At 71.5% G+C, this 17500-nt stretch carries 15 protein-coding genes and 1 pseudogene; 8 read left to right on the forward strand and 8 right to left on the reverse strand.

Annotated elements, in window-relative coordinates:
• The first annotated feature begins 36 nt into the window (after window positions 1–36).
• From ACTWPP_RS23170 to ACTWPP_RS23185, 4 genes are all read left to right on the forward strand, one after another.
• Entirely contained in the window at window positions 37–660 is a 624-nt protein-coding gene (locus ACTWPP_RS23170) for an RNA polymerase sigma factor (protein WP_443106429.1), read from the forward strand.
• Complete coding sequence (locus ACTWPP_RS23175) at window positions 653–1819, forward strand: CU044_5270 family protein (protein ID WP_443106430.1); 1167 nt, start codon at window positions 653–655, stop codon at window positions 1817–1819. The genes ACTWPP_RS23170 and ACTWPP_RS23175 overlap by 8 nt, the downstream gene beginning before the upstream one ends.
• Before the next feature lie 164 nt (window positions 1820–1983).
• Complete coding sequence (locus tag ACTWPP_RS23180; RefSeq protein WP_443106431.1) at window positions 1984–2553, forward strand: RNA polymerase sigma factor; 570 nt, start codon at window positions 1984–1986, stop codon at window positions 2551–2553.
• On the forward strand, window positions 2550–3770 hold the full coding sequence (locus tag ACTWPP_RS23185) for a CU044_5270 family protein (protein WP_443106432.1): 1221 nt from the start codon (window positions 2550–2552) through the stop codon (window positions 3768–3770). The genes ACTWPP_RS23180 and ACTWPP_RS23185 overlap by 4 nt, the downstream gene beginning before the upstream one ends.
• A 63-nt stretch (window positions 3771–3833) precedes the next feature.
• Here the strand turns inward: ACTWPP_RS23185 and ACTWPP_RS23190 are convergent, their stop codons facing one another.
• Window positions 3834–5378, reverse strand: a complete 1545-nt coding sequence (locus tag ACTWPP_RS23190; protein WP_443106433.1) for a 3-hydroxyacyl-CoA dehydrogenase — start codon at window positions 5376–5378, stop codon at window positions 3834–3836.
• A 71-nt stretch (window positions 5379–5449) separates the two neighbouring features.
• Window positions 5450–5689, reverse strand: a complete 240-nt coding sequence (locus ACTWPP_RS23195) for a hypothetical protein (RefSeq protein WP_443106434.1) — start codon at window positions 5687–5689, stop codon at window positions 5450–5452.
• A 192-nt stretch (window positions 5690–5881) separates the two neighbouring features.
• On the opposite strand from ACTWPP_RS23195, the gene ACTWPP_RS23200 reads away from it, so the two are divergent.
• A complete protein-coding gene (locus ACTWPP_RS23200) occupies window positions 5882–7090 on the forward strand; it encodes an acetyl-CoA C-acetyltransferase (protein ID WP_443106435.1) in 1209 nt (402 codons plus the stop codon).
• On the opposite strand, the gene ACTWPP_RS23205 is transcribed toward ACTWPP_RS23200, so the two are convergent.
• The 3 genes from ACTWPP_RS23205 to ACTWPP_RS23215 form a co-directional block, all read right to left on the reverse strand.
• Entirely contained in the window at window positions 7087–7926 is an 840-nt protein-coding gene (locus ACTWPP_RS23205) for a DUF2182 domain-containing protein (protein ID WP_443106436.1), read from the reverse strand. The genes ACTWPP_RS23200 and ACTWPP_RS23205 overlap by 4 nt on opposite strands.
• Window positions 7923–8573: a DUF1326 domain-containing protein gene (locus ACTWPP_RS23210; RefSeq protein WP_443106437.1), complete on the reverse strand. Its 651-nt coding sequence runs from the start codon at window positions 8571–8573 to the stop codon at window positions 7923–7925. Before ACTWPP_RS23210 ends, ACTWPP_RS23205 begins: the two co-directional genes overlap by 4 nt.
• A gap of 304 nt (window positions 8574–8877) precedes the next feature.
• The gene (locus ACTWPP_RS23215; RefSeq protein WP_443106438.1) at window positions 8878–9477 is read right to left on the reverse strand and encodes a TIGR03086 family metal-binding protein; all 600 of its coding nucleotides are present in this window, start codon (window positions 9475–9477) and stop codon (window positions 8878–8880) included.
• Between the two features lie 310 nt (window positions 9478–9787).
• Here ACTWPP_RS23215 and ACTWPP_RS23220 point away from each other — a divergent pair, with 310 nt between their 5' ends.
• Complete coding sequence (locus ACTWPP_RS23220) at window positions 9788–11935, forward strand: (Fe-S)-binding protein (protein ID WP_443106439.1); 2148 nt, start codon at window positions 9788–9790, stop codon at window positions 11933–11935.
• 65 nt (window positions 11936–12000) lie between these two features.
• Here ACTWPP_RS23220 and ACTWPP_RS23225 read toward each other — a convergent pair whose 3' ends face one another.
• A complete protein-coding gene (locus tag ACTWPP_RS23225) occupies window positions 12001–13764 on the reverse strand; it encodes a BTAD domain-containing putative transcriptional regulator (protein WP_443106440.1) in 1764 nt (587 codons plus the stop codon).
• Between the two features lie 163 nt (window positions 13765–13927).
• On the opposite strand from ACTWPP_RS23225, the gene ACTWPP_RS23230 reads away from it, so the two are divergent.
• Window positions 13928–14683, forward strand: coding sequence for a hypothetical protein (locus ACTWPP_RS23230; RefSeq protein ID WP_443106441.1), 756 nt, complete (start codon window positions 13928–13930; stop codon window positions 14681–14683).
• A gap of 123 nt (window positions 14684–14806) precedes the next feature.
• Window positions 14807–15556, forward strand: a complete 750-nt coding sequence (locus tag ACTWPP_RS23235) for a ZIP family metal transporter (protein WP_443106442.1) — start codon at window positions 14807–14809, stop codon at window positions 15554–15556.
• A 117-nt stretch (window positions 15557–15673) separates the two neighbouring features.
• Here the strand turns inward: ACTWPP_RS23235 and ACTWPP_RS23240 are convergent, their stop codons facing one another.
• Both ACTWPP_RS23240 and ACTWPP_RS23245 read right to left on the reverse strand, forming a co-directional pair.
• On the reverse strand, window positions 15674–16567 hold the full coding sequence (locus tag ACTWPP_RS23240; RefSeq protein ID WP_443106443.1) for a glycine betaine ABC transporter substrate-binding protein: 894 nt from the start codon (window positions 16565–16567) through the stop codon (window positions 15674–15676).
• Between the two features lie 182 nt (window positions 16568–16749).
• Window positions 16750–17433: pseudogene (locus ACTWPP_RS23245) on the reverse strand (ABC transporter permease); the annotation flags it as partial.
• Between the last annotated feature and the right edge of the window lie 67 nt (window positions 17434–17500).

The following is a 17500-nucleotide window of genomic DNA, read 5'->3' on the forward strand; positions in this document are numbered from 1 at the left end:
TAGGCGACCGCCGTCCGCGCCATGGAAAGGCACGAAATGACAGGGGACCCCCTCACTGCGGACCCGCCCCGAAACGGGGGCACGGGGCGGGCCGACGATTCGGTCGCCCTGCGGATGTCCCTGGACGATCCCGAGAGGTTCGGCGAGATCTTCGATGCCTACTTCCCGGAGATCCACGGGTACGCCGCCAGACGGCTCGGCCCCGACGCGGCGTCCGACATCGCCTCCCAGACGTTCCTTGAGGCGTTCCGCGGCCGCCGCCGCTACGACCCGTCCCGCGCGGGCGTGCGCACCTGGCTGTACGGGATCGCGACGAACGTCATCGGCAAGCACCGGCGCAGCGAGGTCCGGGGGCTGCGGGCCCGCGCCCGCCTGGAGCCCGTCCGGGACACGGCCGGGCACGCGGACCGGGTGGACGCCCGGGTCAGCGCCGAAGGGCTGCGGGGACGGCTCGCCGGGGCGATCGCCGGGCTGCCGGCCGGGGACCGGGACGTGCTGCTGCTCGTCGCGCTCGCCGACCTCAGCCACAAGGAGGTGGCCGCCGCGCTGGACATCCCGTACGGGACGGTCGGGTCGCGGCTGAGCCGGGCCAGGAGGAAGGTGCGCGAGGCGCTCGGCGGGACCAATCCGATGCACGAAATGGAGAAGGATCATGGATGAGCTGCGGACGGTCCGCGAGGCGTACGGGGAGCCCGCGCCGCCGACGATGCAGGAGATGACCGAGGCCCGCGCACGGATGCTCGACGACCCGCCGCGCCGGCGGCTCTTCTCCGGGTGGCGGTTCAAGGTCGGGATGGGCGCCCTCGCCGCCGGTGCCGCGGCCGCCGTCGCGATCGCGACGGTCGGCTCCGGCTCACCGGCGTCCCCCGGGCCGCCGGCGTCCGGCGTTGACCTGGGCAGGCGGGCCGTGCTGGCGGCGGCGGAGAAGGCCGAGGCGCAGCCGGCCGGCAAGTACTGGCACTCCGACGTCATCAGCGGCCAGTCCTATGTCGTGCGGTCGAAGTCCGGCGCCGCGTACGCGATCGTCGGTGCGCACAGCGAACTGTTCGGCTGGCACGGCGTGAAGCCCGGCATGGGCGGGATGTACTACGACCGCGACCTCCCGGCCCGCCCGCTGACCGCACGGGACGAGGAGCTGTGGCGCAAGGACGGGTCGCCGTCGAGTTTCCGCGTCTGGTCGGGCGACAAGCACCTCACCTTCACCACCGAGCCGACGAAGTGGCGGTCGGACGTGCCGGGCACAGGCCCGGACCCACTGGGCGCCGGGAGGTTCGCCCTGGGCAAGTCGGCCCAGGAGCTGCAGAACCTGCCCACCGACCCGGCCGAGCTCACCAAGATGTTCCTTGATGGGGGAGCTGAGTGGGAGAAGCTGCGGTCCGCGGGCATCGACCCGCGGGTGCTGCCCAACCTCCAGATCCAGAAAGTGGGGGCGCTCCTGGGCGGCCCGACGCCGCCGAAGGTCCGGGCCGGTCTGATTCGGGCGCTGGCCGCCCAGCCGGGCGTCCACGCGATCGGCCAGGTCACCGACCCGATGGGCCGCCAGGGTGTCGCGCTGGCCGGCCATTCCCTCCCCACCACTGACGACGGCGAGTTCGGCACGCCGAAGAGCGAGCAGGGAACCTACCAATCCCGCATCGTGATCGTCTTCGACAAGCGCAGCGGCGCGCTCATGTCCCGGCATAGGGAGCTGACCGACCCCGGTGGCCTCTACTGGACGCAGAAGCCCGGCTTCGTCATCAACTACGAGGTCTTCCGCAGCTCCGGCTGGACGAACACCAAGCCCTCACCTCCGGCGGAACAGCCCTTCCGACTGCGCTGACCCGCAGGCCCGGACCCGCGTCCGGGTCCCGCACCGGCCGGTCTCCGTCCTTCCGCGGACGGAGACCGGCCGTTCCTTTCCAGGCACTTCGGATGCTTCGGTAAGAAGCGGCGAGTCCGGATCACTACCCAGGTGACCAAACCCCCAGACGGAGGGCTCAGACCTTGCCGGACCCCGAAGACATCGCCCGGTTCACGGCGGTCTACGACGCGCACCATCCGCGCGTCCACGCCTATGTCGTGAGCCGGGTCGGCGTGCAGGCCGCCGAAGAGATCACGAGTGAGGCGTTCTGCGTCGCGTGGCGGCGCATCCGCGACCTGCCGGACGAGCCGCTGCCCTGGTTGTTCGGCATCGCGCGCAACCTGCTGCGCGAGTCGTACCGGGTGCGGGAACGGCGGGACGCGCTGGCCCGCGAGCTGCGGACCTGGGCGGCCGGGCAGCCGCCCGCCGGCGACGTCGCGGAGGCGGTGGCCGAGCGCGCCGGGATGCTGCGCGCGCTGGCGGACCTGTCCGACGGCGACCGCGAGCTGCTGACGCTGGTCGCCTGGCATGCGCTGTCACCGGACGAGGCGGCGAAGGTCGTCGGGTGCTCGAAGGCCTCGTTCTACGTGCGGCTGCACCGCGCACGGCGGCGGTTGGAGCGCGCGTTGACCGCGCAGTCACGGGCGCCGGACCTCGACGTGTCCGCGCGCGGCCCGTCCCAGATCACTCCCAAGAGGAAAGCAGTCCGATGAAGCATGACGTGATGAAGGCGCTGTCGGCGGCACGGCCTGAGGAGCTCGACCCCTCGGCGGACCCGGCCGCCGCCCGCGCGCGCCGGGAACGGGACCTGGAGCGGGCGCTCCGGGCGGCCCCGGAGACGGCGCTCGCCGCGGGACGGGCGCGGGGGCGCCGTCCCGTCCGCTGGGCGGCGTTCGGGGTGGGCGCCCTCGCCGCCGGTGCCGCGGCCGCCGTCGCGATCGCGGCCGTCGGCTCCGGCCCCGGCTCCCCGTCGTCTCCGGGCACTCCCGCCAGTGTCGACCTGGGCAGGCAGGCGGTGCTGGCGGCGGCGGAGAAGGCCGAGGCGCAGCCGGCCGGCGAGTACTGGTACACCGACGTCGTCAGCGGCCGGGCGGCCGTCGTGCGCGCCGAGACCGGGACCTACGCGATCACCGTTTCGCACAGTGAGTCGTTCAGCTGGCACGGCGCGAGGTCGGGGATGGGCGCGGCGTACTTCCAGCGCGATCTGCCCGCCCGCCCGCAGACCGCGCGGGACATGGAACTGTGGCGCGAGGCCGGGTCGCCGACGAGTTTCCGCGTCCCGTCCGACGGCCGCGACCTCGTCTTCGTCACCAAGGCGGGGCCGTGGCGGTCGGAGGGGCCGGAGGTCGGCCACGACGCGAGCGGCGGCGGCGATTTCGCGGGCGGCAGGTCGGCGGAGGATCTGCAGAACCTGCCGACCGATCCGAACGAGCTCGCCGACATGTTCCTCAGCCGGAAGGGCGGGCGGGGGGGCGCCGGCCTCCCGCCGGACACGTCGGCAATGGGCCCGGCCTCCCGGCGGGCCACGCCGTACCGCAAGATCATGAGAGCGGCGTCTCTGCTGATGAACACCCCGCTCCCGCCGAAGGTCCGGGCGGGCCTGATGCGCGCGCTGGCCGCCCAGGAGGGCGTCCGGCCGATCGGCCGCGTCACCGATCCGCTGGGCCGGCCGGGCGTCGCCCTGGCCGCCGGCGACCGCGCCACGACGATCACCGACGGGCCGAAGGCCCGCAGGGGAACATGGCGCTCCCGCCCTGTGATCGTCTTCGATGAGCGCACGGGCGCGCTGCTGTCCCGGCAGGAGCAGCTGACCAGGCCCGGCGGCGAGTTCGCCGAGATGAAGCCGGGCTTCGTCATCGAGCACCAGACCGTCCGCTCGGCGAAATGGACCGACGGCAGGCCGAAGCCGCCGGCGAAGCTTCCCTTCTGACCGGGCTCCCATCCCGGCAGGCCCTCGTCCGCGACCGGGCGGGGGGCCTGCGCCGCGAGCCCGTCAGGACGTGAGGTCGGACGGGACGGTGCCGGTCTCGGTCAGCGGGAGGCCGAGCGCCACACGTTCGGCCAGCCAGGCGCTCGGACGGTAGCGCGGGTCGCCGGTGGAGGTGTGCAGGCCGCGCAGGATCTCCAGGACGCGGCCGGCCCCGGCGTCCTCCCCCCACTCCAGCGGACCGCGCGGGTAGCCGAGCCCGAGCCGGACGGCGGTGTCGATGTCCTCGGGACGGGCGAGCCTCTGCTCCGCGATCCCGCAGCCCACATTCACGATGGACGCGACAAGCCGCTGAGCGACGGGCGCGGGGGCGTCCCGGACGACGGTGACGGATCGTCCCGTAGTGGCGAGGGCCGCGAGACCGGCGCGACCGGTCTCCTCGTCGACGCCCGGGTGCACGGCCACGGTGAGACGGGTGAAGAACCCACCGAACGGGTCAATACCCAAGGTGCGCTCCAGGGGAAGGCCCTCGGCATGGGCCATGTCGATCGTGCTCCGCCCGAACGGCGCGACGAGCACGACGGCTTGGCTGGACGGCTCGTCCTCCGCCTCGACGTCGACTCCGGCCGTTGAAAGCAGCGCCCCCAGCTCTTCACGGACGTCGCCGTGCACCCAGACAGGTCGAGCCCCCACGGCCGGTGCCGTGACCTCGGGCGGCTCCTGCTTGGCCCCGTCCACGTACTTGTAGAAGCCTTCGCCCGTCTTGCGTCCGAACAGGCCCGCCTCCAGCCGGGCCCGCCCGATCCTGGACGGACGGAACCGCGGCTCGGTGTAGAACCCCGTCCAGATGGACTCCATCACCGGGTGCGACACGTCCATCCCTGTGAGGTCGAGCAGCTCGCAGGGCCCCATCTTCAGGCCGAGGACGTCCCGCGCGATGCGGTCGATGTCCGCGGGCTCGGCGGCACCTTCGGAGAGGATCTGCAGAGCCTCCGTCACCAGGCCGCGCCCCGCGTGGTTGACGAGGAAGCCAGGCGCATCTGGCGCGAGCACCGGTTCGTGGCCGAGGCGCCTGACGAGTTCGGCCAGCGCGCCCGGAATCCACTCGGCCGTCCGCGCGCCCGGGATCACCTCGACCAACCGCATCAGCGGCACCGGGTTGAAGAAATGAAGGCCCGCGATCCTGGACGGGTCGTTGAGCGCGGCCCCGATCGCCGTCACCGGCAGCGAACTGGTGTTGGTGACCAGGATCGTGTGCTCGGGACACACCTTCTCAAGAGCCGAGAACAGTTCCCGCTTCGTCTCCAGGTCCTCGCGCACCGCCTCGATGACGAGATCGCACTCCTGGAACGGCGTGAGCGGCTCACCCACCGGACGCAGCCGTCCCTTGGCGGCCTCCGCCTCGTCCGCGGCCATCCGTCCCTTGCCGACGAGCTTGTCGAACATCCCGGAGACGTACTCGACCGCGTCGACCACGGCCTCCGCCCGGACGTCGGCCAGCTCCACCGTCAGCCCGCCGGCCGCCGCGAACTGCGCGATGCCGCGCCCCATCGCCCCGGCGCCGATCACCCGGATCGTCCGCACGTCCCGCGCCCACTGCTGCTCCACCACGCCGCCTCCCGAGTCCGTCGGCAGGATAGTAGGGGCGTCGCAGGGGCCCACGGCGCCGGGGCCGCTCACCGTCAGTCGTCTTCGTTGCCGCCGTCGTTCTCGTTCTCCCGGTCGTTCCCGCCGCCGTCCTCGTCACCGCCGTCTTCGCCGCCGCCGTCCTCGTCGCCACCGCCGCCGCCGCAGCCGGCCGTCACCGCGGCGGTGGCGCCCAGCACCCCGGCCACCGCGACCGCGGCCGGGACCGACGCCGGTGTGAGAGCCAGTACCGCGGCGATCAACGTCTTGAGCATCTTCATCGGCAGCTTCGCCATCGGTCCTCCAAGATCCTGATGGGCGGTCGCGCCCCGGGGCGGGACGCTCCACGCCGGGTGCTACCCCGAGCGCGATCCACCTCACGTCACGCAATCTCCCCTCCGCTGGACGGAAGCCCGGCGACACCCGGTCCGAACCCGAGTCGTAACCTTCGAGGGTGCGCCGCCGGCACCCCGAGTTGAGGAGCGAACATGCGTGAAGCGGTCATCTGCGAGCCTCTGCGGACCCCGATCGGCCGGTTCGGCGGGGTGCTGAAGACGGTCCCGCCCGTCGAGCTCGCCGCCACCGTCATCCGCGCGCTCGCCGAGCGCACCGGCCTGCCCGGCAACGCGGTCGACGAGGTCGTCCTCGGCCACTGCTACCCCACCGCCGACGCCCCCGCCATCGGACGCGTCGCCGCGCTCGACGCCGGACTCCCCATCGAGGTCGGCGGCACCCAGATCGACCGGCGCTGCGGATCGGGGCTCCAGGCCGTCCTGGACGCCGCCATGCAGATCCAGCTCGGCGTCAGCGACGTGATCATCGCGGGCGGGGCGGAGAGCATGAGCGGCGCGCCGTTCTACACGACGCAGGCGCGCTGGGGCGTCAGCGGCCCGTCCCTCGAACTGCACGACGCGCTCGCCCAGGGCCGCGTCACCGCCGGCGGCGTCAACCACCCGGTTCCCGGCGGGATGCTGGAGACCGCGGAGAACCTGCGGCGCGAGTACGGCATCGGGCGCGAGGAGCAGGACGAGCTGTCCGTGCGTTCGCACCAGCGCGCCGTGGCCGCCCAGGAGTCGGGGGTGTTCGCCGAGGAGATCGTCCCGGTGACCGTCCGGTCGCGTAAGGGCGACACGGTCGTCGACACCGACGAGCACCCGCGTCCCGGCACGACGGTCGAGGGGCTGGCGAAGCTGCGTCCCGTCCTCGGCAGGTCCGACGACCAGGCCACCGTCACCGCCGGCAACGCCAGCGGGCAGAACGACGCGGCCGCCGCCTGCGTCGTCACCACCCCCGAACGCGCCGCCGAGCTGGGGCTGCGTCCGCTCGTCCGGCTCGTGGCGTGGGCCCGCGCCGGGGTGCCGCCCCGCACGATGGGCATCGGTCCGGTCCCCGCCACCGCGAAGGCGCTGGACCGGGCGGGGCTCGCCCTCGCCGACGTCGACCTCATCGAGCTGAACGAGGCGTTCGCCGCGCAGGTCCTCGCCGTCACCCGCGAGTGGGGCCTCAAGGACGCCGACTGGGACCGCGTCAACGTCAACGGCTCCGGCATCTCCCTCGGCCACCCCGTCGGCGCCACCGGCGCCCGCATCCTCGCGACCCTCTCCCGCGAGATGCACCGCCGCGAGGCCCGCTACGGCCTGGAGACGATGTGCATCGGCGGCGGCCAGGGCCTCGCCGCGGTCTTCGAAAGGGTCTAGGTCAGGGCGGGCGCGAGGTCGGGGACGGCGACCAGGACGAGGCCGAGGGCGATCATCGCGGCGCCCAGCGGCCGGCTCACCAGTTCCCCGTACCGCCAGACCTTCTCCACGAGGACCACCGCGGCGATGATCCCCATCCAGACGAGGCTCATCATTCCGGCGGCGAGCAGCACGGCCATCAGCGCCCAGCAGCATCCCAGGCAGAAGGCCCCGTGGTGGACGCCGACGAGCAGCGCGCCCGAGGGGCTCGCCGTGATCCTCTCTCCATGGCGGACGACGACGGCGAGCGGTGAACGGCACTGACGCAGGCATGCCCGCTTCAGCGGAGTGAGCTGGTAGGCGCCCGCGAGCAGCAGCACCACGGCGCCCGCGCGCACGGCGGCCGGCGAGTCACCTGCCGCCACCGTCGACTGGAAGGCCATGAACAGGCCGTACGCCGCCACCCCCGCCGCCGCCCACACGACCAGGTAACCGGCCGCCAGCATGTACGCCGTCGTGCGCGTCCTGCCCCGCCGGCGCAGGAGCCGGTCGATCCGCACGATCACCGGTGTCACGGCGGGTAGCATCATCGCCGCCATCATCACGAACCAGGTGCCGAGGAACAGCCCCGCGCTCATGGAGTGGTCCATCCGCATCGCCGGCATCCCGCCCCCGCCGTCGGGGCGGGCGGAGCCGGTCAGGATCCCGGCGCGCATGTCCGGCGTGGCGAGGTGGTGGACGGCCAGCCACGCGATCGCGGAGATGGCGATGAGGACCCCGACGAACACCATCTCGTGGGGCGCGGGCCGGGAGCCGGGTTCCCGCTGACGCGTCCGCGCCGGCGCCGTCGCCCTCACCCGGGTCCGGTCCAATCGAACGGGATGTGCTTGCTGGAGCGGCCTTCCCAGTCCCAGCCGAACCCGTAGGCGTCGGCCCGGTCGACGAGTGCGCGGCCCCAGGTGGCGACCTGCCCCGGACCGGTTTCGGAACCGGGGGGATTGATCGTCTGTACCCGTGCCCCCTCGGGTGCCGTGGGACCGGTGAGCGCCTCGGCGCTCGCCACGACCTTGCCGGGGACCTCCGCGTTCCATGTGGCGAGGTCCTCGTCGACCGAGAACGTGATGGGCGAGTATTCGAGTCCCCTCATCTCGGGACCGAACATCTCCACGAACTGGGCGGGCCATCCCCCGGCCTCTCCGCCGAAGATCTTCCCGAGCGCTTCGCGCTGGGATTCGTCGGCGCGTTCGTCCATGAAGACGGCCGCGTAGGCGTCGGAGTGCTCGCCCCACGCGTTCCCCACGAAGGAGCCCAGCATCACGACGTTGAGGCCGTCGAGTGCGACGTCCCCGTAGCGCCCTTCGCGGATGTGCCAGGCCAGCACACCGTCACAGTCCCCGAACGTGGGGGGCTGCGCGTAGGTGCACGGGCACGGGATGGTGCATTTGCAGACGTCGAACCAGTCGCCGACGACATGCCATTGCGGTATTGCGGCGGTGTCGGTCATGTCTTCCCCCTCTGATCGCGCTCCGGCCGCCGTCTCACGGAGCACCGGCCGCTGACGATCTCCCACGCCGCGACGGCGATCCTCGCGGTCTGGGCGAACGTGGGGTCCGGTGAGGCAGGGGGAGCCCGCGGATGCGATGGCGGAGTGATCTTGTTTTTCGATGCCGGGACCAGGACGGACGGCCCCAACAAAGGCAACCTCTCCAACAATCGTCACAAAACGCGAGATCAGGAGCCAGGCGGCGCGGGTAAAAGCTCCCGTTACCCGCGTCCCGGCGCGTCGGCCGGCTCGAAGACCGGCCGGGTCATCCGCCCTCGGCGGTCCAGGACGGGTCGCGGCCGGTGAGGGCAATGAGGCGGTCCACGGCGGGTGCGTCGCCGGGGACTTCGACGGCGGGGCCGAAGAGGCCCTCGACGCCCTCGCCGCCGCTCTCCTCGACGGCCGGCGCGACGAAGGCGAGGCAGGCCCCGATCTCGCCCTCGCCGGCGTCGTAGGGCTGGCCGCTGGCGCGGGCGATGTCCCAGCCGTGCACGACCAGCTCGTTCATCGCGACATGGCCGGCCTCGTCGCCGGGCAGGTCGAGGCCGCCGGCCTGGGTCATGCCCTGCCAGGCGCCGGGGGAGCGCCAGGCGGCGGCGAGCGCGTCGAGCTGCTCGGGCATGCGGGTGCGCCAGTCCGGGGGCAGGCCGGACGCGTCGGCGGACGGCGGCGGCGACGCGCCGTCCGGGAAGTCCTTCGTGGCCGCCCACGTGAAGGCCAGGGTCAGGCCGTTGACGTGGTCGATGAGCGTGGCGAGCGACATGTCCGCGCACGGCGTCGGCGCGGTGAGCTGGTAGTCGCGGACGCCCGCGAGCAGATCGGCCATGCGCCGCGCGGCGGGCGTGAGGTCGGGCATCGAGGTCATTCGCGTTCTCCTTCGGGTCCTCCGCGGAAGAATCCGGTGTGTACCACTGGACGGGATACCGGCTGGACGGTATCCGTCCGGTGTTATGGACTCGGGAACCGCCCGATACTCATCGCCGCGGGGAATCCATAAGGTGTGGGATGCGTGACGCCGGGACGGTGCGCGAATGGCCTCGGATGGCCGTAGCGTGGGTGACCTGCGAATGTGACGCATAAGCTACTACCGAGTAGTATTCGGGCCCCGGATGAAGAGCAGTCTGTCGCGAGCCCTACGCTGACTGCCATCGCCCGTACCCCAGGAGGACGGAACAGTGTTCTGGATCACGTTGGTCATTGGGCTCGCCGGAACGGCGGTCGCTCTGGCGCTCGCCGGTCGGCGGGTGCTGTTCCTGTACCAGATCGCCAAGATCGGCCAGCCCGACCCCGAACGGACGCTGCAGGTCAAGCGGGAGCCCAGGAAGGCCATCGAGGGCCAGGCCGTCGAGGTCTTCGGCCAGCGCAAGCTGCTGAAGTGGACCGTGGCCGGGGCCGCGCACTTCGCCGTCATGTGGGCCTTCTTCCTGCTCGCCACCGTCTACGGGGAAGCGGCCGTCCAACTGCTCTTCGGGCTTGACGCGCACATCCCCGGCCTGCAGACCTGGGGTCCGATCGGCTTCGTCCAGGACACCATCGCCCTGGCCGCCCTCGCCGGCCTGATCGCCTTCACCGCGATCCGGGTCAAGGACTCGCCGAAGCGCATCGGCCGCCAGTCCCGTTTCAAGGGCTCGCACCTGTCCGGCGCCTGGATCACGCTATTCATGATCTTCAACGTGATCTGGACGATGTTCTTCTTCCGGGGCGTCGAGGTCGCCCGCGACAACTTCGGCTACGGCGGGGCCGCCTACTTCTCCCACCTGACCGGCAACCTGTTCGAGGGCATGAGCGACGACACCCTCGAAATCCTCGAATCGGCCGGACTGCTTCTGCACATCGGCGTCGCGCTCGTCTTCCTGGTCTTCGTCGTCCACTCCAAGCACCTGCACATCTTCCTGGCGCCGCTGAACGTCATGTTCAAGCGCAGCCCCGACGGCCTGGGCGCCGCGCAGCCGATGATGTCGGACGGCAAGCCGCTCGACTTCGAAGAGGCCGACCCCGACGAGGACGTCTTCGGCCGCGGCAAGATCGAGGACTTCACCTGGAAGGGCTTCCTCGACATGGCGACCTGCACCGAGTGCGGTCGCTGCCAGTCGCAATGCCCCGCCTGGAACACCGGCAAGCCGCTGTCGCCGAAGATGCTCGTCCTGGAGCTGCGCGACCACGCGCTCGCCAAGGCGCCCTACCTGACCGCTTCAGAGGAACAGCGGGAGAAGTTCACCGACGAGCAGAAGCTCGCCATGCAGGTGGACAAGGAACTCGTCGCCGACGACGGCGTCATCCACCCCGACGTCCTGTGGTCCTGCACCAACTGCGGCGCCTGCGTCGAGCAGTGCCCGGTCGACATCGAGCACATCGACCACATCCTGGACATGCGCCGCTTCCAGGTCATGATCGAGTCCTCGTTCCCGTCCGAGGCCGGCGTCATGCTGAAGAACCTCGAGAACAAGGGCAACCCGTGGGGCATGTCCGAGATGAAGCGCCTCGAATGGATCGAGGAGCTGGACTTCGAGGTCGAGGTCGCCGACGACAAGCTCTCCGAGGACACCGAGTACCTGTTCTGGGTCGGCTGCGCCGGCGCCCTGGAGGACCGCGCCAAGAAGACCACCAAGGCCGTCGCCGAACTCCTGCACATCGCGGGCGTCAAGTTCGCCGTCCTCGGCCCCATGGAGGCGTGCACCGGTGACCCGGCCCGCCGCCTCGGCATGGAGTTCGTCTTCCAGATGCTCGCCCAGCAGAACGTCGAGACGCTGAACGACGCGGGCGCCAAGAAGATCGTCGCGACCTGCCCGCACTGCTTCAACACCCTGGCCAACGAGTACCCGCAGATCGGCGGGAACTACGAGGTCGTCCACCACACCCAGCTGCTCGCGCACCTGGTCGAGGAGGGCAAGCTCACCCCGGTCACCCCGATCGAGGAGAACATCACCTACCACGACCCCTGCTTCCTCGGCCGCCACAACAAGGTCTACAAGCAGCCGCGCGACATCATGGCGACCGTCCCCGGCGTCAAGACGCAGGAGATGCACCGCCACAAGGACCGCGGCTTCTGCTGCGGCGCCGGCGGCGCGCGGATGTGGATGGAAGAGCGCATCGGCAAGCGCATCAACACCGAGCGCGTGGACGAGGCCCTGGAGACCAACCCCGACACCGTCTCCACCGCCTGCCCGTTCTGCCTCGTCATGCTGGGCGACGCCATCAACGAGAAGAAGAACACCGGCGACGCCAAGGAGTCCCTGGAAGTCGTCGACGTCTCCCAGCTCCTGATCCGCTCCATCAAGGGCGAAGGCACCGCCCCGGAGAAGGAGCCCGTGGCGGCGGAGTAGCGCACACCGGACGGCAGAAGGACCCCCGGCCACCGCCTCGGCCGGGGGTCCTCTCGTCGCCGGTCTCAGGTGCCCGGGACGGGCGGCGCCGGTGGCAGCGCGGCGCCGGTCGCCGTGTCCCGTTCCGTGCCCGTGTCGATGCCCGTGCCGGCGGCTGTGTCGGTGTCGGTGGGCGGGGGGATGGCGACGAGGACCTCGTGCAGGGCGTGCACCGTCCAGGACGGAAGGATCTCCCGGGCGACGAGGTCGTCGACGGAGGCGAGGGGGCCCTGCGCCGTCCGGGCCAGCACGATCAGCTTCGCGTGGTACGGCTCCAGGCCCGGCAGCGAGGCGAGCAGATGCTCGGGCGCGGTGTTGACGTCGACCAGGCCCCCGTCATCGAAGTTGCGGGGCAGGTCGGGACGTCCGATGCGGAGCCGGCGGGCGATCGACGGATAGTGCGCCACCAGGGAACGAGCCTGCTCCCGGCGGACCCTGCGCTCGATCAGCGGGAGGCTGACCGCGGCGGGCCCGGACGACGGCGGCCCGGCCGTGAGGACGGCGAGATGAACGGCGCCGCCGAACACCGTGGCCAGCAGCGAGACCATGATCGGCAGGTCCCACCATGTCGTCCGCTCCGCGTCGGCGGCCTCGACGCCGGCGAAGAAGACGACCGTCAGCACAAGGTAGGCCGACGTCATCACCGCGAGCGGCAGGCTCCGGCGGCGTCCCGCGAAGTAGGCGACCAGAGCCCATGTCGCGGCGCCGAAGGTGAGCAGCGGCAGCATCACCAGGACGGCCCGTACCGGCCGCGGGAAACGCCGCGCGGCGGGCGCGGCCATCGGGTGAGGGAACGCCGCCGCCGGGACGTACCCGGCCGCCGAGGGTGCGGCGTGCGGGTCGGGGGGAGCGAACCGGGGTACCGCGTGAGCGTCGGGGCGTGGCCCGGCGACCCGTCCGGGACGCACGGGAAGGGCGCCGGCCGCCTCCTTTTCCAGCGAGGGCCGTGGCGCCGGCGCCGCCTCGCCCTTCCTCCCGGCGGGCGCGGGCGGTGCCGCCAGGGCCGGATCGGAACGCAGGATGCCCACATGGAGGCTCTGAAGCCGCTCGCCCGGCTCGACGCCGAACTCCTCGGTGAAGAACTCGCGCGCGTCCCGGTAGGCGGCCAGGGCCTCCGCCTGCCTCCCGCACCGGTACAGCGCCAGCATCAGCAGGGAGCGGAACCCCTCCCGGAGCGGGAACTCGGCGACCAGCCGGATCAGCTCGGGCACCAGCCGCGCGTGCTCCCCCAGCTCCAGCCCCATCTCGGCGGAAGCCTCCAGCGCCGCCGCACGCTCCTCGTCGAGCCGCTCCCGGGCCGCGTCGAAGAACGGACCGTTCAGCCCGGCCAGGGCCGTACCGCGCCACAGGGCCAACGCTTCACGCAACCGGACGGCGGCCCGAGCCGGATCGCCCGCGGCGCGCACGGCCAGGGCCGCCTTCACACGGTCCTGGAAGAGGTCGGCGTCCAAGCCTCCCTCCGGGACGGACAGCGCGTAGCCCGCGCCGGTCAACGTCAGCAGCCGCCCCGGAGCACGAGGCGAACGGTCCGGCTCCAGCACGCGACGCAGACCCGCCACATACTTCTGGACGACGTTCGTGCCGTTGTCGGGTGGCTCGTCGCCCCACACCGCCGCCACGATCGAGGAGGTCGGCACCGGCCGGTTGGGCGTCAGCAGCAGCACGGCGAGCACGGCCCGCTGTTTCCCCGGCCCGAGGTCGAGCTCCCGGCCGTCCCGCCAGGCGGCCGGCCGGCCCAGGATCTCGAAGCGCAGTGATGAGGTCTCGCCCGGCAGGGTGACCACCTCCACTCGCCGTTTCGGCGCCACGGCAGGCTTTCAGCAGTCCCGGCGCAGTGAGCGCAGCATATCGACAGTGCCTCCGCACCGTTCTCGCACGGACGCCCGGCAATCTCCTTCCAGGGGCATCGGTCGATGCCGATGCCACCGAAGAAGATGAGAGAGGGGACTCGGGGTGCCTCATCACCGACTACGCGCCGGCCACGCGCTGGGCCTACCGGCCGTGCTCGTGCTCGCGCTCACCATGGGCTGCGGCCCGAACCAGGAGACCGGCACGGCGCCGGCGAAGACGGCCACGGCGCCCGCCACGGGCTCGTCCGCCGCCACTTCCAACGGGGTCGAGAAGCTGGCGGCCGCGGAGATCCTTGACCGGGCCCGCAAGGCCACCGCGTCGGCGAAGTCCCTGCGGATGCGCGGGCGGCTCGAGGAGGGCAGCCGGCCGTTCACGCTCGACTTCCGCTATGCCGGGAAGACGAAGGCGACCGGATGGTTCAAGCAGGGCGAGGAACGCGTCGAGATCATCAGGATCGGCGACACCGTCTACCTCAAGGGCAATGACGCGTTCTGGAAGTCGATCGGCGGGAAGGGCGCGGTGCAGCTGTTCACCGGCAAGTACCTCAAGACGACCGCCGACAACGCGGACTTCGAGCAGCTTGCGGCCTTCACGGACCGTTCGAGCCTGCTCAACGAGGTCCTGAAGGCCGTACCGCAGTGGGAGAGGGGCAAGACCGGGACGGCCGGAGGCGTTCCGGCCGTGGCGCTGACCAGCGCCGCCGGGGACCAGATCCAGATCGCGACACGAGGCCGGCCGTACGTGCTGAGCCTGGACGGCGGGCCGGAGAACCGCCTGGAATACCTCGCCTACGACCAGCCGGTGGACGTCCGGCGGCCGCCCGCCGGCGCCGTCGTCGACGCGGACGAGATGGAGTGAGCCGCCCGTCCGCTCGCGAACCCGCACGGCGAGCGGACGGCGGCGTACCCGCCACAAGGGCCCCTGCGGCGTTTCAGGGCGCCGGGAGGGATTGCGGAGGGGTCACCTTGGTAAGACCCAGGGATGGCCGTTCTCGTGTCCCTGGCCGCGTTCCTGATGACGCTCATCGGGGGCCTCGCGGCGATGCGGGTACGCGACAACCGGCACCTCGTCCTCGGGCTGGCGGGCGGGCTGATGCTCGGCGTCGTCGCGTTCGACCTGATCCCCGAGTCGCTGGAGATGACGCGGCACCGCCCGCTCGGCGTCCCCGCACCCATGATCGGCTTCGCGGCGGGGTTCCTGCTGCTGCACGTCGTGGAGCAGGCGGTGGCGATCCACCGCGCCCACGAACACGAATACGCCCCGCACGTGCACGCCCACGGCCACGCGCACGCCGCCGGCCCGGCGGGGCTGCTCGCCGCGTCCGCGCTCGTCGCGCACAGCCTCGTCGACGGCCTCAGCATCGGCCTCGCCTTCCAGTCCGGGACCGAAGTGGGGCTCTTCGTGGCCCTCGCCGTCGTCGCGCACGACTTCGCGGACGGGTTCAACACCGTCACCGCCGCGTCCCTGAACCGCGGCGACCGCCGCCCCGCCGTCCTGCTGCTGCTCGCCGACGCCGCCGCCCCGATCGCCGGCGCCGCGCTGGGCACGCTGGCGCAGGTACCGGACGCCGTCCTCGGGCCGTACCTCGGGCTGTTCGCCGGCGTCCTGCTCTACCTGTCCGCCGCCGAGATCCTGCCGGAGGCCCACAGCGTCCACCCGCGCGTGATGACGCTGTGCACCACCGGGCTCGGGCTGGCGGCCGTCCTGTTCATCGTCGGCCTCGCACACTGACGCCGCCACGGCTCTGCGGCGTCCGGACAGGGACGCCCCGTAGAAAGGCAGAGGACCGTCCGGAACCCCGGACGGCCCTCTGGCGCCTTGAGACTGAACGTCCCGGAAGGCGGGCGGTCAGCCCGTCATGGACTGCGCGAACGAGGCGTTGTTCTTCAGCCACTCGTCCACGGCCTGGTCGGGCTTGCCCTTGTACTTGTTCTCCATCAGGTCCTCAAGAGTCCCGAGCTGCTCGTCGGTCATCTTGAACTTCTTGAGCCAGCTGGCGACGTCCGCCTGGTCCTCGCTGAAGCCCTTGCGGGCGACCGTGTAGATGCCGTCGGGCTTGCCCATGGCGCCCTTCGGGTCCTCCAGGTCACGGATGGGGTACTTCGAGTACGCCCAGTGCGGCCGCCACAGCGTGACGACGATGTCCTCCTTGGCGTCGATGGCCTTCTTCAGCTCGGTGAGCATCGCCGCCGTCGAGGACGTCGCGACCGTGTACTCGTCCTCCAGGCCGTACGCGGGGAGCATCTCCTCCTGCGACACCCGGTACAGGCCGGAGCTCTTCTCGATGCCGACGATCTTGCCGCCGTACTGGTCGCCCTTGCCCTTGAGGTCCTCGAGCGACTTCAGCGGCGAGGACTCCGGCACCGCGATGGTCAGCGGCGCCGAGTCGTACCACGCGCTGACCTTCTCCAGCTTGTCGCCGTACTGCTTCCAGTAGTCCTCGTGGGTACCGGGCAGCCAGGCGTCGAGGAAGAGGTCGACATCACCCTTGGCCATGCCGGCGTAGAGGGGCCCGGTGTCGAGGGTCTTGACCTCGACGTCGTAGCCCTTGTCGGTCAGCAGCCTCTTCCAGAGCTGCGTCGCGGCCTCGCCCTCGGCCCAGCCCGCGACCATGCCGATGGTGATGCTCTTGTCGGTTTCTCCCCCGCCGGAGCCGGAATCGGAGTCGCCGCACGCGGCGGTGCCCAACCCCAGCGTCAGCGTCATCGCCGCGATGGTCAGACCCTTGAACTTGAAGCGCATTCCCGTCCTTTCGTTGACCTGCAAGGTGAGAGATAGGGGGAGCGGATTCGTCAGCCGACAAGCTGCTTCTCGGCTGCCGGGTCGGCCGCCGTGGCGGCTTCCGGGGCCGCCGCACCGCGGTGGGCCGTACCGCGGCCGTTCCTGCCGCGCGCGAAAAGCGTGCGGAGCATGCTCGGGCCATGGCTGAGGGCACCGGTGAGGCGGTCCAGGTAGATCGCCAGGATGACGACGGCGATACCGCCCTCGAAGCCCTTGGCGACGTCCACCCGGTTGATGCCCTCCAGCACCTCGCCACCGAGACCGCCGGCGCCGACCATGCCCGCGATGACGACCATCGACAGCGACAGCATGATCAGCTGGTTGATGCCGGCCATGATCGACGGCATCGCCAGCGGAATCTGGATGCGGGTCAGGATCCGGTTCGGCGGGGTGCCGAACGCCTCGCCCGCCTCGACCATCTCCGGGTCGACGCCGCGGATCCCGAGTTCGGTCAGCCGCACCCCCGGCGGCATCGAGAAGATCACCGTCGCGACCACGCCGGGGACGGCCCCGATGCTGAAGAAGAAGATCGCCGGGATGAGGTAGACGAACGCCGGCATCGTCTGCATGAAGTCGAGAACCGGCCGGACGATGCGGCTCACCACATCATTGCGGGCCGCCGCGATCCCGATCGGGACCGACAGCGCCGTCGCCACCACCGCCGACACGATCACCAGGGCCAGGGAGTCCATCGAGGCCTCCCACAGCTCCATGCTGTCGATCAGCACGAAGCCGAGGATCGTGAACACGCTGAGCTTCCAGCCGCTCACGAGCAGCGCCAGCACGGCCAGCACCAGCGTCAGCGCCAGCGGCGGCAGGACCGTCAACGTGTCCGTCAGCCCCACGACCGATGCGTCGATCGCCGAACCGATCCCGTCGAACAGCCACCCCAGG

Origin of the sequence: Actinomadura sp. 3N407 (assembly GCF_052245875.1) — a bacterium.
In the GTDB taxonomy this organism is placed as follows: domain Bacteria; phylum Actinomycetota; class Actinomycetes; order Streptosporangiales; family Streptosporangiaceae; genus Spirillospora.